Raw genomic sequence first — 25,963 nt, forward strand, 5'->3', positions numbered from 1 at the left:
TGACGGGCGTCAGTTCGTCGCGAAGGAGATCGAACCGGCACGGAAATCGAGCACGTAGGGGATGTGGCCGGGCTTCGGCGCCCAGTTGACGTTCTTGTTCATCGCCCAGGACTCGAACGGCCGGTAGAGCGGCAGCACGGGCGGATCCTGACGGATGCGTTCCATCAGTTCGGCATAGGCCGCCCTGCGCGCCTCGACGTCCTTGGAGAAGCGGAAGCGCTCCCAGCTCTCCGCATAGGCCGCATCGGTGTTGAAGCGGCCTTCCGATTCGGACGGCCCGTTGGGCGCCCACATCACGCCGAATGATCCGAACGGGTCGGCGAAATACATCGGGTTCGACCAGTTGCGGGCCATCATGTCGGCATCTCCGCCGGTCCACTTGTCGACCACGTTGACCTTGCCGTTGATGCCGACCTCCTTCCACATCTCGACGATCGCCTGCGCGGCGAGCAGGCCGTTGGTGTAGTAGGTCGGGAAGCTCGTGTAGACGATCTCCTCGCCCTTGTAGCCCGCCTCCTGGAGCAGCTGCTTCGCCTTCTCGGGGTCATATTCGAAGGTCGTCAGCTCCGGCATGTAGAGTTCGCCGAACTCCTCCATCGTGTGGGTCGACGGCACGATCGCCTTGCCGAGCCACAGCGCCTCATTGAGCGTGTCGCGGTCGACGGCGAGGCTCATCGCCTGGCGGATGCGCGGGTCCTTCAGAACCGGATTGTTCACGTTCATGATCATGACGTGGAACAGCGCGGTGGCCGAGCCGGCGGCCTTGAGCGCCGGATCGGACTCGATCAGCGACAGCTGGTCGGGTGCGATGTTGGTGACGAGGTCGGCCTCGCCGGTCTTCAGCGCCGTGATGCGCGAGGCGGTCTCGGGCATGTGCTTCACGGTCACCTTGTCCAGCGGCGCCTTTTCGCCCCAGAAGCCGTCGAAGCGCTCCCAGACCAGTGTCTCGCCGGGAACGAGCTGGGTGATCGCATAGGGGCCGGTGCCCACCGGCTTCAGCGAGAAGGCTTCGAAATCGTCGTTCTCCGCCACCTTGGGATCACCGGTGAGGCCCTTGGTGTACTCTTCCGGAATGATCATCACCTGCTGCAGGTTGAGCAGCGTCTCCCACAGCGGCTCCTCGCGCTTGGCGTGGATGCGCACCGTGTAGTCGTCGATCTTCTCGGCCTTGTCGAAATTGGCGAGACGGTCGCGGGCCCGCACCTGGTAGGGCGGGAAGGTCGCCTGGTACATGCGGTTGAGCGAGAACACCACGTCGGCGGCGGTCATCGCCTCGCCGTTGTGGAAGGTCACGCCCTGGCGAAGCTTCAACTCCATCACGGTCGGCTCGACGAGCCGCCACTCGGTGGCGAGTCCGGGGCGGAACTCGCCCTGGAGCTTGTCGTAGTTCTTCTCCACCAGCGTGTCGAAGCTGTTGTAGTAGAACTGCGACCCGACGTTGGAATGGTCGCGGCCCGGATCGATGAAGCCGGTCACGTTGGCCGCGCCGACGGTCAGTTCGACGGCGAAGGCCGAGCCCGCGAGCACGGTGGCGATTGCGGTCGTCGCAAGGAACCTGGTCATGTCATGCCTCCTGAAAGGACGGTTGGGTGTGGGATCGGCGGGCCTCGAAGGCCTCTTCTTCTTGAAGGGGAAGCGGGTCATCTGCCGCGCAGCCGCACGTCGGCCCGGTCGCGCAGCCAGTCGCCGAGGATCTGGACGGCGAAGGTGACGAGGAGGATGGTCACGGCCGGCACGATCACGATCCACGGCGCCGTCGGCAGGTAGTCGCGGCCGATGCCGACCATCGATCCGAGCGTCGCCGTCGGCGGCTGCACGCCCATGCCGAGGAACGAGAGAGTCGATTCGAGGAGCACGATGTTGGAGATCGACAGGGTGAACTGGACGACGAGCGGCGAGACCGCGTTGGGCAGCACGTGCCGGAATGCGATCCGGGTGCCCGATGCGCCGGCCGCGCGCGCCGCCTCGATGAAAGGCATCGCCATCAGCCGCCGGACCTCGCCGCGCAGGATGCGGGCATAGTGCTCCCAGCCGTAGAGGCCGAGCACCAGCACCATGACCTCTATGGAAGAGCCGAAGATCGCCAGCGTCAGGAGCGCGATGAGGGTGAAGGGAATGGCGATCTGGGCGTCGACCGCGCCCATGATCACGTCGTCGACGATCCCGCCGGCGATGCCCGAGACGAGGCCGAGCGTTCCGCCGAGCAGGAGGCCGATGGTGGCGCCGAGGGCCGCGAGGATCAGCGTGAGCTGCAGGCCATGGAGCGAGCGCGAAAGCACGTCGCGGCCGAGTTCATCGGTCCCGAGCAGATAGCCGTCCTTGTAGCGCTCGAAACCGAGCGGCGGGCGCAGCCGCGCGATCAGGCTCTGCGCGGTCGGCTCGTGCGGCGCGATGACCGATGCGAAGGCCGCCACGATCAGCAGGAGCACGGCGACGATGATCGCCGCGCGCTGGATTCCGTTCGCTTCCGCCCAGACCCGCCGTGGGCCTGAAAGGAGACGGGAGCCGACCTCGGTCGTTCCGATCGCTGCCTCGGCCATCATGCCCTCCCCAGCCGGATGCGGGGATCGGCATAGGCATAGGCCATGTCGATCGCCCCGTTGACGATGACCACCGCGAAGGCGACCGCGAGCACGGCGAACTGCAGCACCGGGAAGTCGCGCAGGATCGCCGCGTTGACGAGCAGGTCGCCGATGCCGGGCCAGGCGAAGATCGCCTCGACGACGACGTTGCCGGCCGCAGCCAGTCCCGCGATCTGCAACCCGAGCACCGACAGGATGGTGATCGAGGCATTGGAGAAGCCGTGCTTCAGGATGACGACGGCTTCGGGCAGGCCCTTGGCTCGGGCAGTGCGCATGAAGTCCTGGCTGAGCACGTCGAGCATGGCGTTGCGCGTGAAGCGTGTCAGCGCCGCGATCAGCCCGGCGGCGAGCGTGATGGTGGGCATGATGAAGTGCCACGGCGTCGCATTGCCGACCACGGGCAGCCAGTTCAGCGTGAAGGCGAAGACCAGCACCATGAAGACGGCGAGCACGAAGTTCGGCACCGCATAGCCGATAAAGGCGATGGTCATCACCGTGCTGCCGATCCAGTTGCTCCTGTGGATCGCCGCGAGGATGCCGAGCGGGACGGCGACGAGGATGGTGAGGCCGACGCCCGACAGGAGCAGCTGCAGCGAGGGCCAGAGGCGTTCCGCGACGATGTCGGCCACCGGCCGCCGCTCGACGAAGGACAGGCCGAACTGGCCGTCGACGAAGGAGCCGAGAAAGCGGACGTACTGCTCCCATATCGACGCATCGAGACCGTAGTAGCGCGTCAGAAGCTCCCGGTCCTCCTGCGTGATCCCCTGCCCCACAACGTAATCGATCGGATCGCCCGAGAGGCGCGTGGCGAAGAAGACCAGCGTCACGATCACGAACAGCGTGACGACCATCTTGACGAGCGTGCGGGCGACGTGGCGCAGCATCAGATCGATCCCCCGGCGGCGGCCGCGTCCGGCATCGCCAGCGCACCGGCAGCCGGCGGTCCGTTCGCGGTCATGCGCCGCAGATGGACGAAGCGGACGCCCGCCGCCGAAGCCGCGACCCCGTCGGTGCCCGCATTGTCGCCGATGAAGACGCAGGCGGCGGGTATAGCGCCGCTGAGCCGGAGCCCGAGTTCGACCAGGTCCGGCGCCGGCTTGCCGATGCTGGTGAAGCGGATCGACGGAACGCAGGCCCGGACCGCCGCGACGATCGCTCCGGTCTCGGGAACCGGTCGGCCCCGGTCGTCGGGATGTACGGTGTCGACGTTGGTGACGACGAGGCGCGCGCCGTCCTGGACCTCGTCGATCAGCCGGGCGAGGTCACGAACACTGAAGCCGGGATCGCGTGCCAGAAGCACGAAGTCGGGCCTGCGGGTCTCGATCCGCAACCCGAGCGATCGGGCGAGATCGCGGATCGGCGCCTCGGCATAGACCAGGACGGCCGCACCCGGCCGCCGCGCCGCGATCCGCCGCACCGCCTGCTCCCCGGCGAGCAGGATGCGGCCCGCACCGACCTCAAGCCCGAGCAAGCGCATCCGCGCCGACAGCGTATCGGCGGTGTCGGACGAATTGTTCGACACGATCCAGAGGCGGTCGGAATGGCGGGTGACGAAGTCCCGGACGTTGGGATAGACATGTCCGCCCGAAACGAGGCATCCGTCGAGGTCGCAGAAGATCGCGGCGCATCCATCGACGGACGCCTGTGCGATGTCTCCTATCCTGATCGTCTCGTCGGTCACGTGTCGGCTCCGCTGCCGGCGGGCACGACGAAACCGTCCGTCGGCGCAAGCGCGCCGCGTCGGGTTCGTCCCGTCCGCCCCGGGTCTGTTGAGCAGCCGGCACGTCGCCCGCTGCATCTGCAAACTGGGCCTTCTCTGTGACACAGGCTTTACAGACGACAGCTAGACTTGGGTTCGATCAAAGCCACGCTTGTGCCGAGGGAGATTTTCCTTGTCCGTTTCGCCCACCCGCATCCGCGCCGTGAACGCCGTCGCCGCATCGGGTTCCTTCGCCGCAGCGGCGCGTCTGCTCGGGATCTCCCAGCCGGCGGTCTCCCAGCATGTGAAGGGGATCGAGGAGAAGTTCGGCGTGCGCCTGTTCCTGCGCCGCAACGGGGCGCTGCACCCGACGCCCCTGTGCCTGGAACTCTGCGACGTGGCGGAGCGGTTGACGGAGGCGGAAAGCGCGGCGACCCGCATCCTCACCCGCCGCAACGCGCTCGCCGACGGCCATCTGTCGGTCGGGCTCGGCAATTCGATGCCCGGCATGGCGCTGATCGCGCTGTTCAACAGGCGCCACCCGTCGGTGTCGATCTCGGTGCAGACCGGCTCCTTCGAAGAGATCACCACCGCCGTCATCACCCGCCGCGTCGACGTCGGCGTGCTGCCGAACCTGCCGGACGACGGACGCTTCCGGCGCGAACTGCTGGTGCGCCAGCAGGTCGTCGCGATCGTCAACGCCGACAGCGAACTGGCGACGGAGGCGTTTCTGACCTGCGAGCAGCTGATCGCCGCACCGCTCGTCTTTCGCACACGGGGATCCTCGACCCAGCGTGTCGTGGATCGGGCGTTCAGCGCAGCGGGATTGAACCCCGTCCCGCTGCTCACCCTCGACACGCGCGACGGCGTCTACGAGGCGGTCGCCAACGGCATCGGCGTCGGCTTCATGTGGCGCGAAGGCACCGGCCGGACGGATGCGATCCGGCGCATCCCGGTGCGCGAGATGGAACGTCTCTACGACGAGGTGGTGTTTTCGCCGCGGGACGACGCCGGACAGGTGACCGAAGCCTTCTTCGCCGCCGCCAGGGTCTTCGCCGGTGCGGTCCGGGCCGAGATGGCGGCGAAGGGCCTGCCCGAGGCGGCCGCTTTCTGACCGTCGGGCGGCTTGTCGGGACGGTTCCGGCGGTCGAAGATGGCGGCATGAAGAGCGCCGCACAGCAACCCGCCGTCAGGATTCGCATCGTCTTCGGAGAGGGCGAGATGATCGGCCCCGGCAAGGCCGATCTCCTCGAACGGATCGAAAGCACCGGTTCCATTTCGGCGGCCGGCCGCGAGATGGGCATGAGCTACAAGCGCGCCTGGATGCTGGTGGAGACTCTGAACGCCATGTTTCGCGAACCGCTGGTCGAAAGCACGCGCGGCGGCCCGCACGGCGGCGGCGCGGTGCTGACCGGAACAGGCAGGCGGGTGCTCGGACTCTACCGCCGGTTCGAGGCCAATGCCGCCGCCTCGGGCGAAAGCGGCCTCGCGGAACTGCAGGCCATGCTGCGCGCTTCCCCCGACAAAGGCTGACGCGCGGACCCGCTCGTCCGGCTCAGATCGCCAGGTATTCGTTGCGCAGCTCGACATTGTCGAGCACCGCCTGCGCCGTGCCGTCGAAGACGATCTGTCCCATGTCGAGGATCAGCGCCCGGTTTGCCAGTTCGAGCGCGGCCACCGCGTTCTGCTCGACGATGATGGTGGTGATGCCGAGCGCCTTGATCTGCTCGACGATGCGCTCGATCTCCTGGACGATGACCGGAGCGAGCCCCTCATAGGGTTCGTCGAGCAGAAGCAGCTTGAGGTCGCGGGCGAGCGCGCGGGCCACCGCCAGCATCTGCTGCTCGCCGCCGGAGAGCGTCACGCCGTCCTGACGGCGGCGTTCGGCCAGGCGCGGGAAATGATCGTAGATCTTCTCGATCGACCATCCCTTCGGCTCGGCGATCTGCGCCAGCTTCAGGTTTTCCTCCACGGTCAGGCCGGGAATGATGCGCCGGTCCTCCTGGACGAGCTGGATGCCCTTCCCCGCCGCCTGAAAATCGCGCAGCTTGTGGATCGCCTCGCCGTTGAGCCAGATCTCGCCGCTCTTCAGCTGCGGATCGAGCGCACGCGCCAGCGTCCGCAGCGTCGAGGTCTTGCCGGCACCGTTGCGTCCCAGCAACGCGACGATGTCCCCCTCCTGGACGTCGAAGCTGACGCCCTGAACGATGTAGCTCTCGCCATAATAGGCGTGGATGTCTCGAACGCTGAAGAAGGGGCGGGCACCGGTCGCGGCGGCCGCCGGAGCCGGCATGGTCATGGCGTTCATCAGTGCGCTCCCCCGAGATAGGCTTCCTGGACGACCGGATTGCCGCGGACCTCGTCCGGCTTGCCGTCGGCGATGATCCGGCCCTGGGCGAGGACGGTGACGCGGTCGGCGAGCGAGAACACGACGTGCATGTCGTGCTCGATGATCACCTTGGTCATGCCGCGCTCCTTGAACTTGCGCAGGAGATCGATGGTGGAATTGGTATCGTGCCGCGACATGCCGGCGGTCGGCTCGTCGAGCAGCAGCAGGCGCGGGTGCTGGACGAGCCCCATCGCCAGTTCCAGCCGGCGCTTGTCGCCGCGCGACAGGCTGGCGGCGAGCGTGTCGCGCTGCTTGTAGAGTCCGACATCCTCCAGCCAGTGCTCGGCCTCCTCTCGGATCGCCGTCTGGCGCGACGTCGCCTGCAGGGCGTTGAGGCGGAACGAGCCGTCCCGCTTGGCGAAGGCGGGAACCATCACATTGTGCAGGAGCGAGAGATCGGGAAAGATCTCCGGCGTCTGGAACACCCGCACCACGCCCATCTGGTTGATCTCGTGCGGCTGCTTGCCCGTGATGACCTGACCGTCGAAGACGACCGCACCGGTGTCGGGCGCGATCCGGCCGATACAGACGTTGAGCAGGGTCGACTTGCCCGCGCCGTTCGGACCGATGATGGCATGAGTCGTCCCCTCCATCACCTGGAGGTCGATGTCGGACAGGGCTCTCAGCCCGCCGAAGCTCTTGTGGACGTCGGCGACGTGAAGAACAGCGTTTGCCATCAGGGTTCCGTCCTCATTCTGCCGGAGCGAGCCTGCCGGTCTCTTCCCGACCGGCCGGCTTGCGGTTGAAGGCGTTTCTGATCTTGCGCACGCCTTCCATCAGGCCGCCCGGGAGGAAGATGACGATCAGCATGAACACGACACCGAGCGTCAGGTGCCAGCCCTCCCCGACGAAGGGTGCGGTGATGGTGACGAGGAAGTCTTCGAGCCCGTCAGGCAGGAAGGAGAAGGCCTCGTGCAGCTTGGCCTCGTGGAAGGCCGAGAAGATGTTCTCGAAGTACTTGATGACGCCGGCGCCGACGACCGGGCCGACCAGCGTGCCGACGCCGCCGAGGATGGTCATCAGCACGACTTCGCCCGATGCGGTCCACTGCATGCGCTCCGCGCCCGCGAGCGGATCGGTCGCGGCGAGCAACCCGCCCGCGAGCCCCGCATACATGCCCGAGATGATGAAGGCGGCGAGCGTGTAGGGCCGGGTGTTGAAACCCGTATAGGCCATCCGGGTCTGGTTGGACTTGATGGCCTTGAGCATCATCCCGAAGGGCGACCGGTCGATCCGCATCGCGAGGTAGAAGCCGAGAATGAGAAGGACGGCGCAGAAGAAGAAGCCGCTCAGCCCGCCGAGCTGCTCGCCGAAGAGGTTGGGCGGGGGGATGCCCGGCCCCGCGGTCGCGAACGCGGCGTCGAGGTAGCGCGGGTCGTCGAGCGCGAGCTGCAGGCCGGTCTCGCCGTTGGTGATCGGCGTCAGCACCGAATAGGCGAGATTGTAGGACATCTGCGCGAAGGCGAGCGTGAGGATGGAGAAGTAGATCCCCGACCGGCGCAGGCTGACGAAGCCGATCGCGGCTGCGAAGAGCCCCGCCACGACCACCGCGAAGAGCACGGCCGGGATGACGCTCATCGTCAGGAGCTTGAACGACCAGACGGCGGCGTAGGAACCGACGCCGAGAAAGGCGGCATGGCCGAAGGACAGGTAGCCGGTCATGCCGAAGAGGATGTTGAAGCCGATGGCGAAGATCCCGTAGATCGCGATCTTCTGCATCAGGTCGGGATAGGCCGCGCCGATGGGCGCGAGCCAGACCGGCATGGTCAGCACGACGAGCGCGAAGAGTGCCAGCCGGACGAGGTCGTTGCGAAGTATCGCCATCTCAGCGCTCCATCACGCCCTTGCGCCCGAGGAGACCGCGCGGCATCGTCAGCAGCACGATCACCGCGACCAGATAGATGATGACCTGGTCGATCCCCGGGATGATGTTCTTGATCTCGTTCATGGCCGCGAAGGACTGCAGGATACCGAGCAGGAAACCTGCCAGCACGGCGCCCGACACCGACCCCATGCCGCCCACCACCACGACGACGAAGGACAGGACGAGGAAGTCCATGCCGATGTTGTAGTTGGGCGGCACGATCGGCGTGTACATGACCCCCGCGACGCCCGCCACGACCGCGGCGATGGCGAACACCACCGTGAACCGCCGCTGGATGTCGATTCCGAGGAAGCCGACCGTCTGCCGGTCCTCCATGCCCGCGCGCACGACCATCCCGTAGGTGGTGAAGCGGAGGAAGGAGATCACGAGGCCGACGACGACGACCGCGAAGCCGAGATAGATCAGCCGCCACCACGGATAGTAGATGCTGCCGAGGCCGATCCACGAGCCGACGTCGGCGCTGCCCGAGAGCGCCGGCGGAGTCGCGACCGGGATCGGGTTGGCGCCGAAATTCGCCTTGACGATCTCCTGCAGCACGATGGCGAGGCCGAAGGTCACCAGGATCTGCTCGGCATGCGATCGACGGTAGAAGAAGCGGATCAGGCCGCGCTCCATGGCGATGCCGATCAGCAGCATCACGGGTATCGCGAACAGGATCGACAGCGGCACCGACCACTGGACGAGGAAGGCGCCGAAATCGCCGAGCCAGGCCTGGACGAGCGGCGTGCGGATCTCCATCGGCGAGCCCCAGGGCGTGAGCTTCTCGGGATCGACGGTCACGGTCTCGAGCTGGAGCAGGCGGCTGAAGACGACGGCGCAGAAGGCGCCGATCATGAACAGCGCGCCATGCGCGAAATTGACGACTCCGAGCGTGCCGAAGACCAGCGTCAGGCCGAGCGCGATGAGCGCATAGGCGGCGCCCTTGTCGAGGCCGTTGAGCAGTTGCAGAACGAATTGGTCCATGATCTTTCCGCCCCGTGCGGGGAGAGGGAGAGGCTGCGCGCCGTCCGCAGGCGGCCGGCCTGACCGGCCGGCCGCCTGCGTTCAGCGGTTCAGCACTTGCTGGAGACGGGGCCGAGTTCGCCGCCGAAGATCGACGGATCGTAGGTCACCACGTCGGTCGGCACTTCCTTGACGACCTGGAGCAGGTCGTACTTGTCGCGCGGGTTCTCCTTGCCCTGCACGACGAGCACCGGCTTGAAGCACTGGTGATCGGCGGCGCGGTAGAGGGTCGGGCCGTTGCCGAGACCGTCGAACTCGAAGCCCTCGAGCGCCTTTACCACACCTTCGGGATTGAAGGTGCCGGCCATCTCGCAGGCATTGGCGTAGAGTAGCGCCTGCACGTAGCCGGTCTGCGCGGCCTGCGAGGGCGGCGTGCCGTATTCCTCGCCGAACGACTTGGTGAAGGCCTTCGTCCCGTCATTGTCGAGCTGCCAGTCCCAGTTGGCGGTGCCGTAGATGCCCTTGATGGCGTCGCCGGCGCCCTGCGCCATGAGTTCCGAGAAGAGCGGGACGACGATCTCGAAGTTCTTGCCGTTCGCCTGCTTGTCCCGGAGGCCGAACTGCACCGCCTGGCGCAGCGAGTTCACCATGTCGTTGCCGTAGTGGTTGAGGATCAGCACGTCGGCGCCGGAATTCAGCACCGGCGTGATGTACTGCGAGAAGTCGGCGGCGCCGAGCGGCGTGCGTACGGCCGTGACGGTCTGCCAGCCGAGGGCTTCGGTGGCGTTCTTGATGGACTCCTCCTGGGTCCAGCCCCAGGTGTAGTCGGCCGTGAGGTGGTAGGCGCGGCGGTCCTTGCCATAGGCGTCGGCCAGCACCGGCGCGATCGCCTGGCCGGACATGTAGGCGTTGAAGAAGTGGCGGAAGCCGTTCGCCTTCTTGTCCTTGCCGGTGGTGTCGTTCGAATGGGTGAGGCCCGACATGAAGATGACCCCCATGTCCTGGCACAGCGACTGCACGGCGACCGCCACGCCGGAGGACGAGCCGCCGCTGATCATGATGGCCTTGTCGCGCTCGATCATGCGCGTCGCCGAGGCGCGTGCGGCGTCGGACTTGGTCTGCGTATCGCCAGTGACGTACTCGACCTTCTTGCCGAGAATGCCGTTGCCCTTCAGGGCAGAGCCCTTGAACGTGGCGAGCATGCCGCCGTCGCCCTCGCCGTTGAGGTGCTTGACCGCGAGCTGGTAGGCCTTGAGCTGGTCCTTGCCTTCTTCGGCATAGGGACCGGTCTGCGGCACGTTGAAGCCGAGCACCACGCTGGAGCCCGTCGGCGCGTTGCAGAATTCCTGCGACCAGGCGCGGCTGGTGAAGATCGTGGGCATGGCGAGGCCGGCGCCCGCGAGTACGCTGCTGCGCAGGAACGAACGGCGGTTCATCTTGTCGAAGTTCATGGAAGTCCTCCCTGGGTGTCGCTTCGAAACGTGAAACGGACGCGGCGACGCGAGCGGCGCCTGGGACACTATCGGGGACGCTTGTAAAGCAGGCAATAAGCCTTTGGTTTAACAACGTAATTTTGTAATTGTTTGCACGTTTGCAGTCCCGTGTGTGATAATGTTTTACAAAATGTTGGCTGCGAAGGGAGGCGGCGACCATGGGCAGCGTTCTCAGAGGATGGAAAATCAGGAACGCCCGCCTGTCGGCGGGCCTGTCGCAGGCGGAACTCGCGCGTCGCACGGGTCTCTCGGCGCCCTACCTGAACCTGATCGAACGAAACAAGCGGCGCGCCACCGCGGCCATCCTCGCCCGTATCGCCGAGGCCCTCGACGTTGACCGTTCGGAACTCGACGGGGATGCGGAACGCCGCCTTTCGGAAGAGATCGGCGAGATCGTGGTCGACCCGATCCTCGGTCAGACGCCGATGACGGCCGGCAGCGCCGAGGAACTGGTCGGCCGGGATCCCGGGTGGGCCGAGCTGATCCGGCGCCTCTATCGCGCCTATCAGGACCAGCGGCAGTCGGTGCTCGCGCTGGCGGACCGGCTCAATCACGATCCCTTTCTCGGCGAAAGCGTCCACCGCGTCCTCAACCACGTCACGTCCATTCGATCGTCCGCGGAGATTCTGGCGGGGCCGGCACCGCTCGACCCGGCCGACCGCGACCGCTTTCTTTCGATCGTCACCTCCGACAGCGCGAAGCTATCCGACGCAGCCCGATCTCTCCTCGCCTTCTTCGACGACACCGGCATTCGTGTGCGGTCGGCAACGACGATGGAGCATGTCGACGCCTTCATCTTCGAGACCAACAACTATTTCGGTTCCCTGGAGATGGCCGCGGCGGAGATCCGGGCGGGTTTCCGTCCTGGCGAGACGCCCCTCGCCGCGGCGGAGCGCGACCGGGCGGTCGCGACGGACGGCGCCATATGGAACCCCGCGAGCCGCGGCTTTCAGGCCGTACGCAGCATGGTCGCACCGGGCGTCGAAGGCGAGATCGGGCGCATCGTCTCGAGCCATCCGGCGCTTCCGTCGCCCGAGTCGCGAGACCTCGCCCGCTCCGCGCTGACCAGCTACGCGACGGCAGCGGTGCTGATGCCCTATGAGGATTTCCTCGGCGCAGCCCGCGCCTGCCGCTACGATCTCGACAGGCTGAGCGCCCGGTACGGGGTCTCCTACGAACAGGCAGCCCATCGCCTCGCCACGCTGCGCAAGCCGGGCGCCGAGGGCGTCCGCTTCGCGTACATGCGCTCCGATCCATCCGGCTTCGTGACCAAGCGCCTGCCGCTGTCGGGCCTGCCGCTGCCGCGCTATGGAACGGCCTGCCCGCTCTGGGTGATCTACGGAGCCTTTCAGTCGCCGGGAGCGACGGTCCGCAGCTTCGGCGAACTGCCCGGGGGCGAGCAGTTCCTGTTCTTCGCCCGTGCGGTGGAGAAAAGCCCGGCCGTGATTGGACGACCGCGCCACCTCCTCTCCATCATGCTCGCCTGTTCGGCCGCCGATGCAGCGCAGGTGGTCTACGGGGACGGGCTGGACAGGAAGACCGCCATGGTTCCCGTCGGCACCATCTGCCGTCTCTGCGCACGGCTCGAATGCGGTGCCAGGCAGGAGGCGCCCCTGATCGCCTGAGCAGCGGTCAGGCGCCGGAACGAAAGACCTATGGCAGTCGCCTCTCGCAGGTTGTACTGCTAGACGAGCTTGGGAGGGCATGACGGATTTGACACAGGCGAGAATCCTGGTCGTCGAGGATGAACCGAACATCGTCGAGTCGCTGCGGTTCATTCTGGCCCAGGCAGGATTTGCGGTGGACGTGTCGGGCGACGGCGCGGACGCTCTGCGGCGAATGCGGAGCGGTCACTACGATGCAGTCGTGCTCGACGTCATGCTGCCGGGACTGAACGGCTTCGACGTGCTGAAGGCCGTCCGGGCCGATCCAGGACTATCGGGGCTCCCGGTGATCGTGCTGACGGCGAAGGGGCAGGCGACGGACCGCAAGAGCGCCGAGGAGATGGGCGCAAGCGCCTTCATCACCAAGCCCTTCGCCAATGCCGACGTGGTGGCGCAGGTGCGGAACCTGGCGATCAGGACATGAAGACCCTCGAGCGGGAGAACCGGGGTGCGCGCGACGCCGCGGCGATCCTGCCCTTCGTGAGCGTCGTCCTGCTGTTTCCGCCGATCGTCTACATCTTCGCGGCGCCGGTATCCGTCGCTGGCGTGCCGCTGATCGTGCTCTACCTGTTCGGAGTGTGGGCCGCCATCATACTCGCTGCCTGGATCGTCTCCCGGCGGCTGCAGCCGGAGGGCGACGAACCCGCAGACCCGGCGGGCACGGCTGGCAGGCGATGATGCTGCCCGCCGACGTCGTCATCCTCGTCTGCCTCGTCTACGTGCTGATCCTGTTCGCGGTGGCGTTCGCCGGCGACCGCCGCGCCCGCAAGGACCAGGGCGGCTGGCTTTCCTCGCCGCTGGTCTACACGCTCTCCATCTCGATCTACTGCACGTCCTGGACCTTCTTCGGCGCGGTCGGCTCGGCCGCGCGCAACGGTCTGGAGTTCGTCACCATCTATCTGGGCCCGACGATCGTCTTCGTCGGCTGGTGGGTCTTCCTGCGCAAGCTGGTCACCATCGGCCGGATCCACCACACGACGTCGATCGCCGACCTCATTTCGGCGCGCTTCGGCAAGAACCCCGTGCTCGGAGCCCTCGTCACCGTCGTCGCCCTCGTCGCGACCGCCCCCTACATCGCGCTCCAGCTCAAGGCGCTGACCGCCAGCTACCAGGTCATCACCTTTCACGCCGGAGCGGTGACCGCCGCCAACATCCCGCTCGCGCCCGACTATTCCACCGCCTTCTGGGTGGCCGCGGGGCTGTGCGTCTTCTCGATCGTCTTCGGCGTGCGCAACATCGACGTCAACGAACGGCACCAGGGGGTCGTGGCGGCGATCGCGCTGGAGGCGGTCGTCAAGCTGGTCGCGCTGCTGGTGGTGGGCGTGTGGGTCGTCTCCAGCGTCGGCAACCTGCCCGCGGGCGCCTTCGCGCACGCGCCGGTGAGCCTGCTCGATCCGGAAGACACGTTCGGCACGCGCTGGGTGACGCTGTGCTTCCTCGCCGGTGCCGCCGTGATCTGTCTGCCCCGCCAGTTCCAGGTGACCGTGGTGGAGAATTCCAGCGAGAGCCAGTTGTGCACCGCCTCATGGCTGTTTCCCGCCTACCTCTTCCTGATCTGCCTCTTCGTCGTGCCGATCGCGCTGGCCGGCCTCGGCCGCCTGCCCGCGGGGTCGAACCCCGACCTCTTCGTCCTGACCCTGCCGCTGAGCGCGGGGCAGGAGACGATCGCCATGCTGGCCTTCCTCGGCGGCTTCTCGTCGGCGACTTCGATGGTCATCGTCTCGTCGATCGCGCTCTCGACGATGATCTCGAACCACCTCGTCATGCCGCTCGCGCTGCGATTCTCGCTGGTGCCCGAGGCGAGCGCGCAGATGATGCGCAGCTTCATCCTCGGCGCCCGGCGTGCGAGCATCGTCTTCATCATCCTGCTCGGCTTCCTCTACTTCCGGCTGAGCGGCACTTCCGAGGCGCTGGCGGCCATCGGCCTGATCTCGTTTTGCGGGGTGGCGCAGTTTCTTCCGAGCCTCGTGGGCGGGTTGTACTGGCGCCGGGCAACCGAGCGCGGCGCCATCGCCGGCATCGCGGCCGGCTTCGCCGTCTGGCTCTACGCCCTGTTCCTGCCGAGCTTCGGCGACAGCTTCGTGATGAGTGCGACGATGATCCGCGACGGACCCTGGGGACTGGAGTGGCTCCGCCCGCACGCCCTGTTCGGGCTCGACCGCTTCGACAGCCTCGTCCACGCCGTCATCTGGAGCATGCTGGCCAACGTCACCCTCTTCGTCGGCGTCTCCATGGCGACCGAGCCGACGCCGCTCGCCCGCTATCAGTCGCGTCTCTTCATCGACGTCTTCCGCCGCCAGACCGAAGGCGAGATCAGCGTCATCCGGCGGATCGCACGCGTCGCCGAACTCCGGCAGATCGCCGACAGGGTCCTCGGGACATCCGAGGCCCTCGCGCTGTTTCCCGCCGGCACGACGCGCGACCCCCATGCGGTCGCCAGCGACGATCTCATTTCGCAGGTCGAACACCGGCTCGGCGCCAGCGTGGGCGCCGCGACGGCGCGCGCACTGGTCTCGAGCGTGGTGTCCAGCGAGAGCATCAGCGTCGACGAACTCCGGCGTCTCGCCGACGAGACCGAGCAGATTCGCGCCTACTCCGCCGAACTGGAACGCAATTCCCGGCAGCTGGAGGCTGCGGCCGCCGAACTGACCCGCGCCAACGCGCGGCTGCGCGAAATCGACACGCAGAAGGACGACTTTCTCAGCCATGTGAGTCACGAGGTGCGCACGCCGATGACCTCGATCCGCTCCTTCAGCGATATCCTCCTGTCGAACCCGGACCTTCCGGCCGCGGACATGGACCGCTACCTGCGCATCATCCAGAACGAGAGCCTGCGGCTGACGCGCCTGCTCGACGGCATCCTGGATCTGAACCGGCTGGAGAACGGCGCCTTGGGCTGGGACAGCAGGCCCTTCGATCCTGAGGCCGCACTGGACCGGGCGATGGAAAGCTGCGAGGCACTGGCACAGGCGGCCCATGTGGCGATGAGGCGGCGCGCACGCGCGACAAAGGCCGTCGTGGACGGCGACGAGGACCGGCTGGCGCAGGTCTTCATCAATCTCATCTCGAACGCCATACGCTACAACACCAGTGCCAGCCCGCAGGTGACCGTAACCACAGCCTTGCGCAAGGGCGTCTACGAGGCCCGCATCGCCGACAACGGCCCCGGCATTCCCGAGGGAGAGCGGGAACGGATCTTCGCCAAGTTCGCCAGGGGTCCCATGCCGCGCCAGGTCGGCGCCGGGCTCGGGCTGGCGATCAGCCGCCAGATCGTCGAGCGCTTCGGCGGCACGCTGGACCTGGCGAGCCCCGCCAGCGGCGGCGCGGAGTTCGTGCTGACGATTCCCCTGCACCAGAACCCGCCTGCCAGGCGACCGTCCTGAGGGTCCCGGGGACCGCGAAGACGACCGGTCCGGAGTCCATCTCCCGTTCGAACGTCATCATCGCCCGGCTCGGGCGGTCGAGGGCTTCACGGTCGACACGTCGGACAACCCCAGGCTCCAGGATTTCGAACGGACACACCCGTGTCGGCGGCGGCCTCGTCGATTTCGTCAGGCAGCTTCTTCAGGCTGCGGTTGGCCGACCGTGTGGTAGCCGCGCCGATAGTAGATCAGCGCCGGGTCCTCGCCGCCCTCGCGCACGTCGAGCACGGTGCAGAACAGCACCTGATGGGTGCCCACGTCGACGCTGCTGGCGACGATGCAGTCGAAGGAGACGATCGCACCTTCGAGGATCGGCGCGCCGGAGACGCCGGTGGTCCACCTGGCGGCCGCGAAACGCTCCTCGACCGGCGTCTTGCCGCCGAACAGGCCCGACAGCGCCTCCTGGCCGCCGCGCAGCGTGTTCACGCAGACCGCCTGGTTGCGCGAGAAGGCCGGATAGACCGAGGCCGACCGGTTGAGGCAGACGAGCAGCGTCGGCGGCGCGTCGGTGACGCTGGTCACCGCCGAGGCCGCGAAGCCGGCCTTGCCGCCCGGCCCGTCGGTGGTGATGATGTTCACCGCCGCGCCGAGCCGCGCCATCGCGTTGCGGAACGCGGCCGCGTCGATCCCCGGGGTCGTCGTCTCGAGCGACTTCGGATCGGGCATTGAGTTCATGGTCATGTCCTTCAGTCCACAGGTGAGAGATTCAGGCCGCCGGCCGCAGCGTCAGCGGGCGCGCGAAGCTGCCGAGCGCCAGCGCGGTTTCGAGCCTTGCCGCCACGGATGCGGCGAGGTCCTCCCGCCAGGGCGCGGCGACGATCTGCAGCCCGACCGGCAGGCCGCCGGCGCTGCGCCCGCCGGGCAGCGTCACCACCGGCAGGCCGAGATAGGAGAAGGGGCGCGTGAAGCTCGTCATCGCCGAGACCACCGCGTTCATGCGCGGATCGTCGCCGACGTCGACCTCGGCCGACAGCGGCGGCAGGAAGGGCATCGCCGGCACCACCAGCACGTCGCAGCGCGAGAAGACGGTGTCGATGAACTCGGACAGCATCACGGCGCGGATCTGCAGCGCCCGCACGTAGAGCGGCGCGGGAATGGCGAGCGCCTGCGCGAGCCGCATGCGCGGCTGCGGGCCGTAATCCTGCGGCCGGTCGCGCAGCCAGTCGAAATGCACGGCGGCGGCTTCCGACATGGCCACCACGTTGGCGAGTTCGGCGACCGCCGAGAGGTCCGGCATCCCGACCGGCGCGACGGTGGCGGCGAGCGGCGAAAGCACCCGCGCGGCATCCGCGATGGCCGCGGCGACCTCCGGCGCGAGGCCTTCGGCGAACATGCCTCCGCCGATGCCGATGTGCAGGTCCGACAAATCCTCGCGCAGCGCGCCGAGCGGGGCCGCATCCATGCAGGTCGGGTCGAGGCCGTCGGGTCCGGCGATCAGGCGCAGCACCAGCCAGGCGTCCGCCACCGAGGCGGCGAGCGGGCCGATGCAGTCCTGGCTGAAGGAGAGCGGCATCGCGCCATGCCGGCTGACGCGCCCTTGCGTGGCCTTGATGCCGACGACGCCGCAGCAGGCGGCGGGTAGGCGGATCGAGCCGCCGGTGTCGGAGCCGAGCGCGGCGCGCACGATGCCCGCGCCGACGGCGGCACCCGACCCGCTCGACGAGCCGCCGGTCACGCGCTCGGGATCGGCGGGGTTGCAGGCTCGGCCATGATGGGCGTTGAGGCCGGTCGGTCCCATGGCGAATTCCGACATGTTGAGCCGGCCGATGCTGATGGCTCCGGCCGCCTCCAGCCGCGTCATGGCGGTCGAGGTGGTCGACGCGACATGTCCGGTGCGGATCGCCGAGCCGCAGCCGGTGATCCGGCCGGCGCGGTCGTACATGTCCTTGTGGGCGAACGGCACGCCGTGCAGGGCGCCGAGCGGCCGGCCGGCGGCCACGGCCTCGTCGGCCACCTGCGCGGCGGCGCGTGCCGCCTCCGCCTCGATGGCGATGAAGGCGTTGAGCGCGGGCTGCAGCGCTTGCGCGCGCGCCAGCGCGGCCTGCGTCAGTTCGACCGACGAGATGCGGCGCTCGCGGATCGCGGCGGTGGCCTCGGCGAGGCCCGCGGGTTCGCCCGGGGCGACGGCGGCGGCGGTCATGGCTTCGCCCGCTCCCGCATCGCGGCGACCCAGTGCGCCGGCTCGACGGCGAAGAGGGGATTGTCGCTCCCCGCGCGCCAGCCGCCGATCCGGTGCGCGGCGCGCTCGGCCTGGCCGGCCATGGCGCCCTCTTCGGCCGGGTTGGGATCGCGGCCGAGATGCAGCCGGCAGATGGCGGTCCAGATGTCGGGTGTCATGGCGCTGCGCCTCAGCTGAAGTCCTGCGGCTGGCGGTTGCGCACCAGCTGCGAGAGGGCCACCGCGATCACCAGCGCGCCACCGTAGAAGAGGTTCTGCACATAGGCGTCGGCGCCCATCATGGTGAGCCCGGTGATGCCGGTGACGAGGAAATAGACCGCGATCACCGCGCCGAAGGCGTTGAAGCGCCCCGGCGATATGGTCGTGGCGCCGAGGAAGGCGGCGGCAAAAGCCGGCAGAAGGAGGCTCAGCCCCGACAGCGGGTCGGCCGAGCCGGTCATGCCGGCATACATGACGCCCGCCAGCGCCGCGATCACGCCGGACACGACGAAGGAGACGGCACGCACGCGGTCGACGTCGATGCCGCTCAGCCGCGACACCTCGCGCCCGCGCCCGACGAAGAGCAGCTTGCGACCGGGAATGGTGAATTCGAGCACGTACCAGATCGCGGCAGCCAGGATCAGGGCGTAGAAAAAGGCGAGCGGGATGCCGAACAGGCGGTAGATGATGACCCACGAGACGAGGTCCATCGAGACGCCCGAGATCGTCTGCGAGGCGCTGAGCCACAGCACCATGCCGTTGACGAAGGTGCCGATGCCGAGCGTCACGATCAGCGAGTGGATGCGGAAACAGAGCACGAAGAAGGCGTTGACGGCGCCGATCACCGCGCCGGCGAACAGCGCGATGACGATCACCGGCACGATGGGCATCCCCTCGCGCACGTTGAGCACGGCGATCAGCATCGAACTCATGGTCAGGATCGAGGCGCCCGACAGGTCGAAGTCGCCCGAGGTGAGCGGCACGACCAGCGCCAGCGTGAGCATGACGAGCACGGCCTGCGAGCCGAACATGGTGGAGAAGTTGCGCCAGCTCAGGAAGGAGTCCGGCATCAGGATGCCGAAGATGACGACGAGCAGCAGCCAGGCCCCGACGAGGGCGAAACGCTCGGTCTCCTTCTTCCAGTTGAAGGCGCGCCGGGACGCGGTGCCGGCCAAGGGCTTGTCCGTGGGAAGATCGATCGACGTCATTCGGCGGCCTCCGTGAGAGGGGCTTCGCTGTTGAAGCAGGCTTCGGCGATCGCCTTGCGGGTGATCGCGTCGCCCGACAGTTCCGCCACCGGGCGTCCGCGGGCGAAGACGATGATGCGGTCGCAGATCTGCTCCAGCTGTTCGTTGTCGGTCGAGGCGCAGAGGATCGCCGTGCCCTGCGCGGCGGCCTTGTCCAGCGCCTTGAAGATCTGCTGGCGCGCCCCGTAGTCGACGCCCTGGGTCGGCTCGTCGAGCAGCAGCAGCTTCGGCCCGAGCTGCAGCCATTTCGCCAGCAGCACCTTCTGCTGGTTGCCGCCCGACAGCGCGCCGAGCGGCAGGCCGGGGTCGAGCGGGCGCACGTCGTGCTCCCGCGACAGGCGCAGCGCCTCGCGGCCCATGCCGCGACGGTCGAGTCCCAGAGAAGAGAGATGCGCGGGCAGCACGGGCAGCGTGATGTTGTCGGTGACGTCGAGCGTGCCGACGCCGGCCGCGCCCAGCCGGTCGCCCGGCAGGAAGGCGATGCCGAGGCCCTGCGCCGTGTGAGGCGTCATGCGCGCCAGGTTGGCCGTAGCCCCGCCGACTGAGATCGTGCCGACGCCGCGCCGGGCGCCGTAGAGGAGATAGGGCACCGCCGCGAAGCCGGAGCCGATGAGGCCTGTGACGCCGAGCGTCTCGCCCTCGCGGATCGTCAGATCGAAGGGAGGGTGACGCCCGTCCGACAGCCCACGCACCTCGACCGCCGCGGCGGCCCGGCCCTCGGCCATCCGCGCCTTGGCGAAGGCGTCGACGCGCAGGCCGACGATCGTGTCGAGGATGGTCTGGCGCTGCGTGGTGCCGGTGTCGAGGACGTCGACCAGTTCGCCGTCGCGCAGGATCGCGACGCGGTCGGTGATGTCGAGCACCTCGTCGATGTCGTGGGTGACGATGATGACCGAGGCGCCGGTCTTCACGATCGAGCGGATCAGCGAAAACAGGCGCTGGACGTCGGCCGCGGGCAGGAAGGGCGTCGGCTCGTCGAGGATCAGGATGCCCTCGCCGCCATGGCCGGCATCGGACGCACGCAGATCCTCGAAGGCGCGGATGATGGCCACGAAGGCGCGCTCGACGGGCGGCAGGTTGGCGACAGTCTCGAAGGGATCGATGGACAGGCCGAACTCGGCGAAGAGTTTCGCCACCCGCGCGCCTTCCTTGCGCCAGGAGACGAACCAGGGCGTCTTCTGCCCGAGCGCCGCCACGCGCATGTTCTCCACGACCGTCAGCGAGGGTACGAGGCCGAGATGCTGGTGGACGAAGGCCACGCCGCGCCGCTTGATGTCCACCGGATCGAGCGGCAGGGGCATGGGGCGCCCCCACAACACGATCTGCGACCCCGGCTCGGGCTGGTGAAAACCGGCGAGCACCTTGATCATGGTGGACTTGCCCGAGCCGTTCTGCCCGAGCAGGCCGAAGACCTCGCCGCGGCGGACCGACAGCGACACGCCCTTCAGCGCGTAGTGGCTGCCGAACCGCATCCGGATGTCGTTCATGTCCAGCACGGCGTTCCGGGTCATGGTCTCGCTTTCCGGAAAGGGACCGTTCGGGGTGTTGCCGCGGCTACTGCAGCTTCCAGAGCTTGCGGAAACCGTCGAGATGCGCGTCGCCGTAGCCGTCGTTGAAGTTGGCGGGCACCCCGGCGGTCTCGACGTTGCGCTCGTCGAAGATCAGCAGCGGCACGTTCATCTTCGCCGCTGAAGGCAGCCCGCACATCATGCGCATGATGTTGTCGATGGCGGCATAGCCGGCCCAGCCGAGGCTTTCGCCGATGTCCATCTGCACCTGGCCGTCGCGCACCATGTCGAGCACGAAGGGCGTGCCGTTAAAGCTCGCGAGCTTGACCGCCTCTTCCGAGCCGGTGATGCGCAACGCCGGGATGACGAACTGCGACATGGAATCGTAGATCGGCAGGATGTAGTTGATGCCGGGATCGGCGAGCAGCGCCGACTGGACGCCGGGCTGGATCTTGGTCGCCCATTCGGAGACCGGCACGTCGAGATGCTTCTGTTTGCAGTCCGGGCAGAGTTCCGTGAGCTTCTTCTGGATCGCCTCGACGAAGGGGATCGACGGCAGCACGTCCGAAGAGCCGATGATCAGCACGTTCGGCTTGCCGTCGGTCTTGGCGAAGGCCCAGGCGGCCAGCAGTTCACCGGCACCGGTAAAGTCGACCTTGGCCGAATAGTCGACGGCGGCGATCTGCTCCTGCGTGACGTCGTAGAGATGCGTCGTGGTGACCTTCAGGCCAGCGTCGCGCGCTTCCTTCAGCTGCGGCCCGAGCCATTCCGGGTTGAGCCCGCCGGCGATGTCGACCACGTCGTATTTCTGGCTGATCGCCTGGGAGACGCCCTGGATCCACTGGTCGACCTTCAGCTGGTTGTCCCAGGTCGTATAGGTGAAGCCCACTTCCGCTGCCGCGGAGGCCATCGCCTTCTGCAGTTCCACGTTGAACGGGATGGTCATGGAGATCGGGATCGACAGGACCTTCTTGCCGGCCATGCAGGCCTTGGCGTCGAAGGCATCCCCCGGCGCCTCGAAGGCCGGCATCCTCTCGTGTTCGGCGATGAGCGCCAGCGCATCCGCCATCGGATCGGCAAGGGCCGGTACGGCCGGAACGACTGCCCCCGCCAGGGCGAAGGCCGCATGGAAGACAAACGAACGCATGAGTATTCCCCTGTTCCCCGCCCCTGATCGGGCTGTTGTACGGCTGTAGTGCAACGTGATGTCTGACAATGTACGTACATAAACCGCAACGAGTCAACGTGATCTGAATGCAATTTTTGCACTGCACAAATCACGGGCAGATGCCGTAAGGCAGGCTCAAGATGCGGGCTACGTCGAAGATACGGACGACAACGGAGAGCACAAGAGACGCACGGCTACCGCAGCGCAGCATCGGTCGCCGGATGCTTTGTACGGACTTATTCCTGCAGGGACGACATCCGGCGACGGCACTGCCGGAAATGCGCCGCAAAGCCGATCGCCATGCCCGCGAAGCCGAAGAGCGAGAAGACGAGGAAGCTTGCGCCATAATGGTCGAGGAGCGTGTAGAGGGTCGCGAAGCTGGACGGTCCCACGATGACGCCCAGAAAGGTGTAGACCAGCGCGGCGCCCGTGATGGCGCCGACGCCGGAGGCCGGCGCGGCATTGGCGAGCTCCCCCAGCAACACGCCGTTCCAGCCGATGCAGACGAAGCCGATCAGCAGGAAAAGCGCGGCCTGAAGCGACGCAGGCATTGCGCCGAGCCAGTAGAGCGATGCGCAGCCCGCACCACCGATCAGGCCGAGCAGCCCGAGCGTCAGGAAGCCGCCGCCGATCCTGTTCGCGACGCCGCCCCAGAAGATGCGGCCGCAGGCGCCGGCGAACTGCATCACGGCGGCGAGCGACCCGGCGGCCAGCACCGGCCAGCCGCTGTCATGGACCAGGGTCACCACGGCGAAGGCCGAGATGGACAGCTGCAGAGCGGAATAGACAAAGCCGAGCAGACTGAGCGCGCGCAGGCCCGGATCGCGCCAGATCAGCCTCTGCTCGGCGAGCAGGCCCCTGCCCCACTCCCCCGCGCCGGCCGCCAGCGGCTCGGCGGCTGTGAGCGTGAAGCAGAGCACCAGCACGAAGGCAGGCGCCGCGGCACCGATCATGAGCGCGGCGTGCCAGCCCAGGAGGCTGGTCAGGAAGGGCAGCGCGAAGCTGGCGAGGATGCCGCCGAGCGGCACGCCGCTCTGCTTGATCGAGAAAACGATGTTGCGCCGCTCCGGTGGCGTGACGCGGCTGAGCAATTCCGACGCCGCCGGATTGTTGAGGCCGTAACCGACGCCGATCAGAAGCGACGCGAGAACGATGACGGGGAAGCGTCCGGTCGCGATGCCGAGGAAACCGAGGATGAAGCAGACGAGCGCCATCTGCTCCACCCGCACCGGCCCGTGCCGCCGCACGAGGCCGCCGGCGACCGCCGACGCGATCATGCCGGAGGTGTAGATCAGGCTGATCTGGTAGCCGATCCAGTGCGCGCCGACGCCGAGATCCCCGGCGACGGCCGGCGCGATGGCAGTCAGCGCGAGCACGCTCGCGGTGGCCGCGACCTGAACGAGAGTCGCAGCTCCCAGCACCGGCAGAAGCCGTGACGCGCGCGCACTGTCCGCGCTGCCGGCGGTGATTTCGGCCATGAGAAGAGTGCCTGCAAACCATGTCTTCGGTATAAGTACGTACTAACCGAAGGGGCCGCAAACTGCAACAGGGCCGATCGAAACGGACACTCGTACCCATTTTGAATTGCGCCGGCCCCCGAAAGCTGGTCAACACGTCAGCCGGGAGGACGGAATGACGGAAGCGGAGACGTCGGCGGCGCAAGCCCATGACAGCGAACCGCGCGACGATGGCAGCTGGAAGCCGGAGGTCACCACGGCTCCGCTCTACCTCCAGGTCGCGCATCATCTGGAAGCGCGCATTGCCAGCGGCGAGTTCGGCATCGGCTCGCTGCTGCCCACCGAGAACGACCTGGCGGTATCGCTGGGCGTCAGCCGGCAGACGGTACGTCAGGCGATCGGCCTCCTGCGCAGCCGCGGCCGCCTGTCGGCCCGCAAGGGCGTCGGCACGCGCGTCGAGGCGGGCGCCGACCTCGGAAGCAAGCGTTTCATCGCTCATTCCCGATCGGAGCTGTTCGAGATCGCCAGCGAGACGGAGCTCGTTTTCTCGAGCAAGCAGGAGATCTCCGCGCAGGGGAAGCTTGCCGTGGAGCTCGGCTGCCGGCCCGGCCGGCGCTTTCTTCACATGACCGGCGTCCGTTACCCACCGACCCGGCAGCGCGCCTTCTCCTGGAACGAGGTCTATGTCGACGCCCGTCTCGCACCGGCCGTCAGGAACCTCTCGGTCGCCAAGTCGGCGATCTTCCACCTGATCGAGGAATACACTGGCGAGAAGATCCAGGAGATCCAGCAGGACATCAGACCGGTGGCGATGACGGGTCATGTCGCCGCAGCGCTCGGCTGCGCCGACGGCGATCTCGCACTGCAGGTCACGCGCCGCTACTACGGCTCCGGGCGCAGGCTGATCGAATACGCCTTCCAGATTCTCCCGGCCGACCGCTTCACCTACACCACGACGCTTCGCGCCGGGACCTGACCGGCCGACCATCCCGGGCGCCCGCCGCAGCCACGGCCGGCGACTCCATTCCGCCGGTCGCCTCGCGAGCCCGGCGCCGGCACGCATCGTCCGGGGCTCTCCGTCACCCCTCCGCCCACGGCTTCAGCAACCCGTTGTGCATCGCACAAGCGACTGCCCATTTTGCAGGCACGGCACAAAATTACGTCAGATTTCGTCTGGACTCGCGGAGCGAGATTTGCATTAGTGCGTACATATTGGCTTTCGCACCACCGCCCGCACGAGACCAAGGGGAACTGACCATGGACATCGGTGTCTTCATTCCGATCGGAAACAATGGCTGGCTGATCTCGACCGAGTCGCCGCAGTACAAGCCGAGCTTCGAGCTCAACAAGCAGATCGTCCAGAAGGCCGAGAGCTACGGGCTGGAGTTCGCGCTGTCGATGATCAAGCTGCGCGGCTTCGGCGGCAAGGCGGAGTTCTGGGACTACAATCTGGAATCCTTCACGCTGATGGCGAGTCTGGCGGCCGTCACGAGGAGCATCAAGCTCTTCGCCTCCACGGCCGTGCTGACCCTGCCGCCGGCGATCGTGGCGCGCATGGCGACCACGATCGATTCGATCGCGCCGGGCCGCTTCGGCGTCAACATCGTCTCGGGCTGGCAGATGGCCGAGTACGACCAGATGGGCCTTTGGCCGGGCGATGCCTATTTCGGCTACCGCTATGACTATTCGAGCGAATACGTCCACGTCATGCAGGAGCTCTGGGAGAAGGGCTCGTGCACCTTCGAGGGCAAGCACTTCACCATGAAGGACTGCATGATGAAGCCCACGCCCTCCAACAAGATCGAGATCGTCGCCGCCGGCCAGAGCCCGCGCGGCATGGCCTTCGCGGCCGAGTACGCCGACTACAACTTCATTCTCGGGACGGGCATCAACACCCCGACGGCGCATGCCGAGAGCAACCACCGGCTTCTCGAAGCCGCCGCCAGGACCGGCCGCGACGTCGGCTCCTACGTGCTGTTCATGGTCATCGCCGACGAGACCGACGAACTCGCCCGCGCCAAGTGGGAGAAGTACCGGGCCGGGGCGGACGTGGACGCGTTGGCCTGGATGGCGGACCAGGGGTCGAAGGATCAGTCGGCCGCCGACTCCTCGACCGCCAAGACCATCAACCTCCCCGAAGGAGCCGTGAATTTCAACATGGGCACGCTGGTGGGTTCCTACGCCACGATCGCGAAACTGCTCGATGAGGCAGGCACCGTGCCGGGCACCAAGGGCATCATGCTGACCTTCGACGACTTCCTGATCGGGCTCGACCAGTTCGGCCAGTACATCCAGCCGCTGATGGTCTCGCGCACGCCGGCGGCGCTCGCCGCAGAGTGAGCCAGCGCCG

At 67.4% G+C, this 25,963-nt stretch carries 24 protein-coding genes; 8 read left to right on the forward strand and 16 right to left on the reverse strand.

What is annotated here, in order from left to right; translation table 11 throughout:
- Positions 1–9 precede the first annotated feature (9 nt).
- From IAI54_RS18020 to IAI54_RS18035, 4 genes are all read right to left on the reverse strand, one after another.
- The gene (locus tag IAI54_RS18020; protein ID WP_187968503.1) at positions 10–1,563 is read right to left on the reverse strand and encodes an ABC transporter substrate-binding protein; all 1,554 of its coding nucleotides are present in this window, start codon (positions 1,561–1,563) and stop codon (positions 10–12) included.
- 77 nt (positions 1,564–1,640) lie between these two features.
- Complete coding sequence (locus IAI54_RS18025) at positions 1,641–2,540, reverse strand: ABC transporter permease (protein WP_187973223.1); 900 nt, start codon at positions 2,538–2,540, stop codon at positions 1,641–1,643.
- Positions 2,540–3,466, reverse strand: a complete 927-nt coding sequence (locus IAI54_RS18030) for an ABC transporter permease (RefSeq protein ID WP_187968504.1) — start codon at positions 3,464–3,466, stop codon at positions 2,540–2,542. The genes IAI54_RS18025 and IAI54_RS18030 overlap by 1 nt, the downstream gene beginning before the upstream one ends.
- Positions 3,466–4,263 carry an HAD-IIA family hydrolase gene (locus IAI54_RS18035; protein WP_235679089.1) on the reverse strand — a complete coding sequence of 266 codons (798 nt, stop codon included), beginning with the start codon at positions 4,261–4,263 and terminating at the stop codon, positions 3,466–3,468. Before IAI54_RS18035 ends, IAI54_RS18030 begins: the two co-directional genes overlap by 1 nt.
- Positions 4,264–4,474: 211 nt before the next feature.
- Between IAI54_RS18035 and IAI54_RS18040 the strand changes: the two genes are divergently transcribed.
- Both IAI54_RS18040 and IAI54_RS18045 read left to right on the forward strand, forming a co-directional pair.
- Entirely contained in the window at positions 4,475–5,395 is a 921-nt protein-coding gene (locus IAI54_RS18040) for a LysR family transcriptional regulator (RefSeq protein ID WP_187968506.1), read from the forward strand.
- 47 nt (positions 5,396–5,442) lie between these two features.
- Positions 5,443–5,814, forward strand: a complete 372-nt coding sequence (locus IAI54_RS18045; protein WP_187968507.1) for a winged helix-turn-helix domain-containing protein — start codon at positions 5,443–5,445, stop codon at positions 5,812–5,814.
- 22 nt (positions 5,815–5,836) lie between these two features.
- Here IAI54_RS18045 and IAI54_RS18050 read toward each other — a convergent pair whose 3' ends face one another.
- The 5 genes from IAI54_RS18050 to IAI54_RS18070 all read right to left on the reverse strand — a co-directional run bounded on the left by IAI54_RS18050 (position 5,837) and on the right by IAI54_RS18070 (position 10,948).
- Positions 5,837–6,589 (reverse strand): ABC transporter ATP-binding protein, encoded by a 753-nt coding sequence (locus IAI54_RS18050; protein WP_187968508.1) that lies wholly within the window; start codon positions 6,587–6,589, stop codon positions 5,837–5,839.
- Entirely contained in the window at positions 6,589–7,347 is a 759-nt protein-coding gene (locus tag IAI54_RS18055) for an ABC transporter ATP-binding protein (RefSeq protein ID WP_187968509.1), read from the reverse strand. The genes IAI54_RS18050 and IAI54_RS18055 overlap by 1 nt, the downstream gene beginning before the upstream one ends.
- A 13-nt stretch (positions 7,348–7,360) precedes the next feature.
- Positions 7,361–8,494 carry a branched-chain amino acid ABC transporter permease gene (locus tag IAI54_RS18060; RefSeq protein ID WP_187968510.1) on the reverse strand — a complete coding sequence of 378 codons (1,134 nt, stop codon included), beginning with the start codon at positions 8,492–8,494 and terminating at the stop codon, positions 7,361–7,363.
- 1 nt (position 8,495) lies between these two features.
- Positions 8,496–9,518 (reverse strand): branched-chain amino acid ABC transporter permease, encoded by a 1,023-nt coding sequence (locus tag IAI54_RS18065; protein WP_187968511.1) that lies wholly within the window; start codon positions 9,516–9,518, stop codon positions 8,496–8,498.
- An 89-nt stretch (positions 9,519–9,607) separates the two neighbouring features.
- Entirely contained in the window at positions 9,608–10,948 is a 1,341-nt protein-coding gene (locus IAI54_RS18070) for a substrate-binding protein (protein ID WP_187968512.1), read from the reverse strand.
- A gap of 200 nt (positions 10,949–11,148) precedes the next feature.
- On the opposite strand from IAI54_RS18070, the gene IAI54_RS18075 reads away from it, so the two are divergent.
- The 4 genes from IAI54_RS18075 (at position 11,149) to IAI54_RS18090 (ending at position 16,037) form a co-directional block, all read left to right on the forward strand.
- Positions 11,149–12,615, forward strand: coding sequence for a helix-turn-helix domain-containing protein (locus IAI54_RS18075; protein ID WP_187968513.1), 1,467 nt, complete (start codon positions 11,149–11,151; stop codon positions 12,613–12,615).
- Positions 12,616–12,694: 79 nt separating this feature from the next.
- Complete coding sequence (locus IAI54_RS18080) at positions 12,695–13,078, forward strand: response regulator transcription factor (protein WP_187968514.1); 384 nt, start codon at positions 12,695–12,697, stop codon at positions 13,076–13,078.
- On the forward strand, positions 13,075–13,332 hold the full coding sequence (locus IAI54_RS18085; protein WP_187968515.1) for a hypothetical protein: 258 nt from the start codon (positions 13,075–13,077) through the stop codon (positions 13,330–13,332). The genes IAI54_RS18080 and IAI54_RS18085 overlap by 4 nt, the downstream gene beginning before the upstream one ends.
- Positions 13,329–16,037 (forward strand): sensor histidine kinase, encoded by a 2,709-nt coding sequence (locus IAI54_RS18090; protein ID WP_235679090.1) that lies wholly within the window; start codon positions 13,329–13,331, stop codon positions 16,035–16,037. The genes IAI54_RS18085 and IAI54_RS18090 overlap by 4 nt, the downstream gene beginning before the upstream one ends.
- Positions 16,038–16,205: 168 nt before the next feature.
- On the opposite strand, the gene IAI54_RS18095 is transcribed toward IAI54_RS18090, so the two are convergent.
- The 7 genes from IAI54_RS18095 to IAI54_RS18125 all read right to left on the reverse strand — a co-directional run bounded on the left by IAI54_RS18095 (position 16,206) and on the right by IAI54_RS18125 (position 23,634).
- On the reverse strand, positions 16,206–16,757 hold the full coding sequence (locus IAI54_RS18095) for a flavin reductase (RefSeq protein WP_187968516.1): 552 nt from the start codon (positions 16,755–16,757) through the stop codon (positions 16,206–16,208).
- A gap of 25 nt (positions 16,758–16,782) precedes the next feature.
- The gene (locus tag IAI54_RS18100; RefSeq protein ID WP_187968517.1) at positions 16,783–18,216 is read right to left on the reverse strand and encodes an amidase; all 1,434 of its coding nucleotides are present in this window, start codon (positions 18,214–18,216) and stop codon (positions 16,783–16,785) included.
- On the reverse strand, positions 18,213–18,413 hold the full coding sequence (locus IAI54_RS18105) for a hypothetical protein (RefSeq protein WP_187968518.1): 201 nt from the start codon (positions 18,411–18,413) through the stop codon (positions 18,213–18,215). Before IAI54_RS18105 ends, IAI54_RS18100 begins: the two co-directional genes overlap by 4 nt.
- A gap of 11 nt (positions 18,414–18,424) precedes the next feature.
- Positions 18,425–19,441, reverse strand: coding sequence for an ABC transporter permease (locus tag IAI54_RS18110; RefSeq protein ID WP_187968519.1), 1,017 nt, complete (start codon positions 19,439–19,441; stop codon positions 18,425–18,427).
- Entirely contained in the window at positions 19,438–20,991 is a 1,554-nt protein-coding gene (locus IAI54_RS18115) for a sugar ABC transporter ATP-binding protein (RefSeq protein WP_187968520.1), read from the reverse strand. Before IAI54_RS18115 ends, IAI54_RS18110 begins: the two co-directional genes overlap by 4 nt.
- A gap of 43 nt (positions 20,992–21,034) precedes the next feature.
- On the reverse strand, positions 21,035–22,135 hold the full coding sequence (locus IAI54_RS18120; protein WP_187968521.1) for a sugar ABC transporter substrate-binding protein: 1,101 nt from the start codon (positions 22,133–22,135) through the stop codon (positions 21,035–21,037).
- 257 nt (positions 22,136–22,392) lie between these two features.
- Entirely contained in the window at positions 22,393–23,634 is a 1,242-nt protein-coding gene (locus tag IAI54_RS18125) for an MFS transporter (protein WP_187968522.1), read from the reverse strand.
- 154 nt (positions 23,635–23,788) lie between these two features.
- Between IAI54_RS18125 and IAI54_RS18130 the strand changes: the two genes are divergently transcribed.
- Positions 23,789–24,589 (forward strand): GntR family transcriptional regulator, encoded by an 801-nt coding sequence (locus IAI54_RS18130; protein ID WP_187968523.1) that lies wholly within the window; start codon positions 23,789–23,791, stop codon positions 24,587–24,589.
- 281 nt (positions 24,590–24,870) lie between these two features.
- Positions 24,871–25,953: a pyrimidine utilization protein A gene (rutA, locus tag IAI54_RS18135; protein WP_187968524.1), complete on the forward strand. Its 1,083-nt coding sequence runs from the start codon at positions 24,871–24,873 to the stop codon at positions 25,951–25,953.
- Positions 25,954–25,963: the final 10 nt, after the last annotated feature.

Origin of the sequence: Aquibium microcysteis (assembly GCF_014495845.1) — a bacterium.
Classification (GTDB): domain Bacteria; phylum Pseudomonadota; class Alphaproteobacteria; order Rhizobiales; family Rhizobiaceae; genus Aquibium; species Aquibium microcysteis.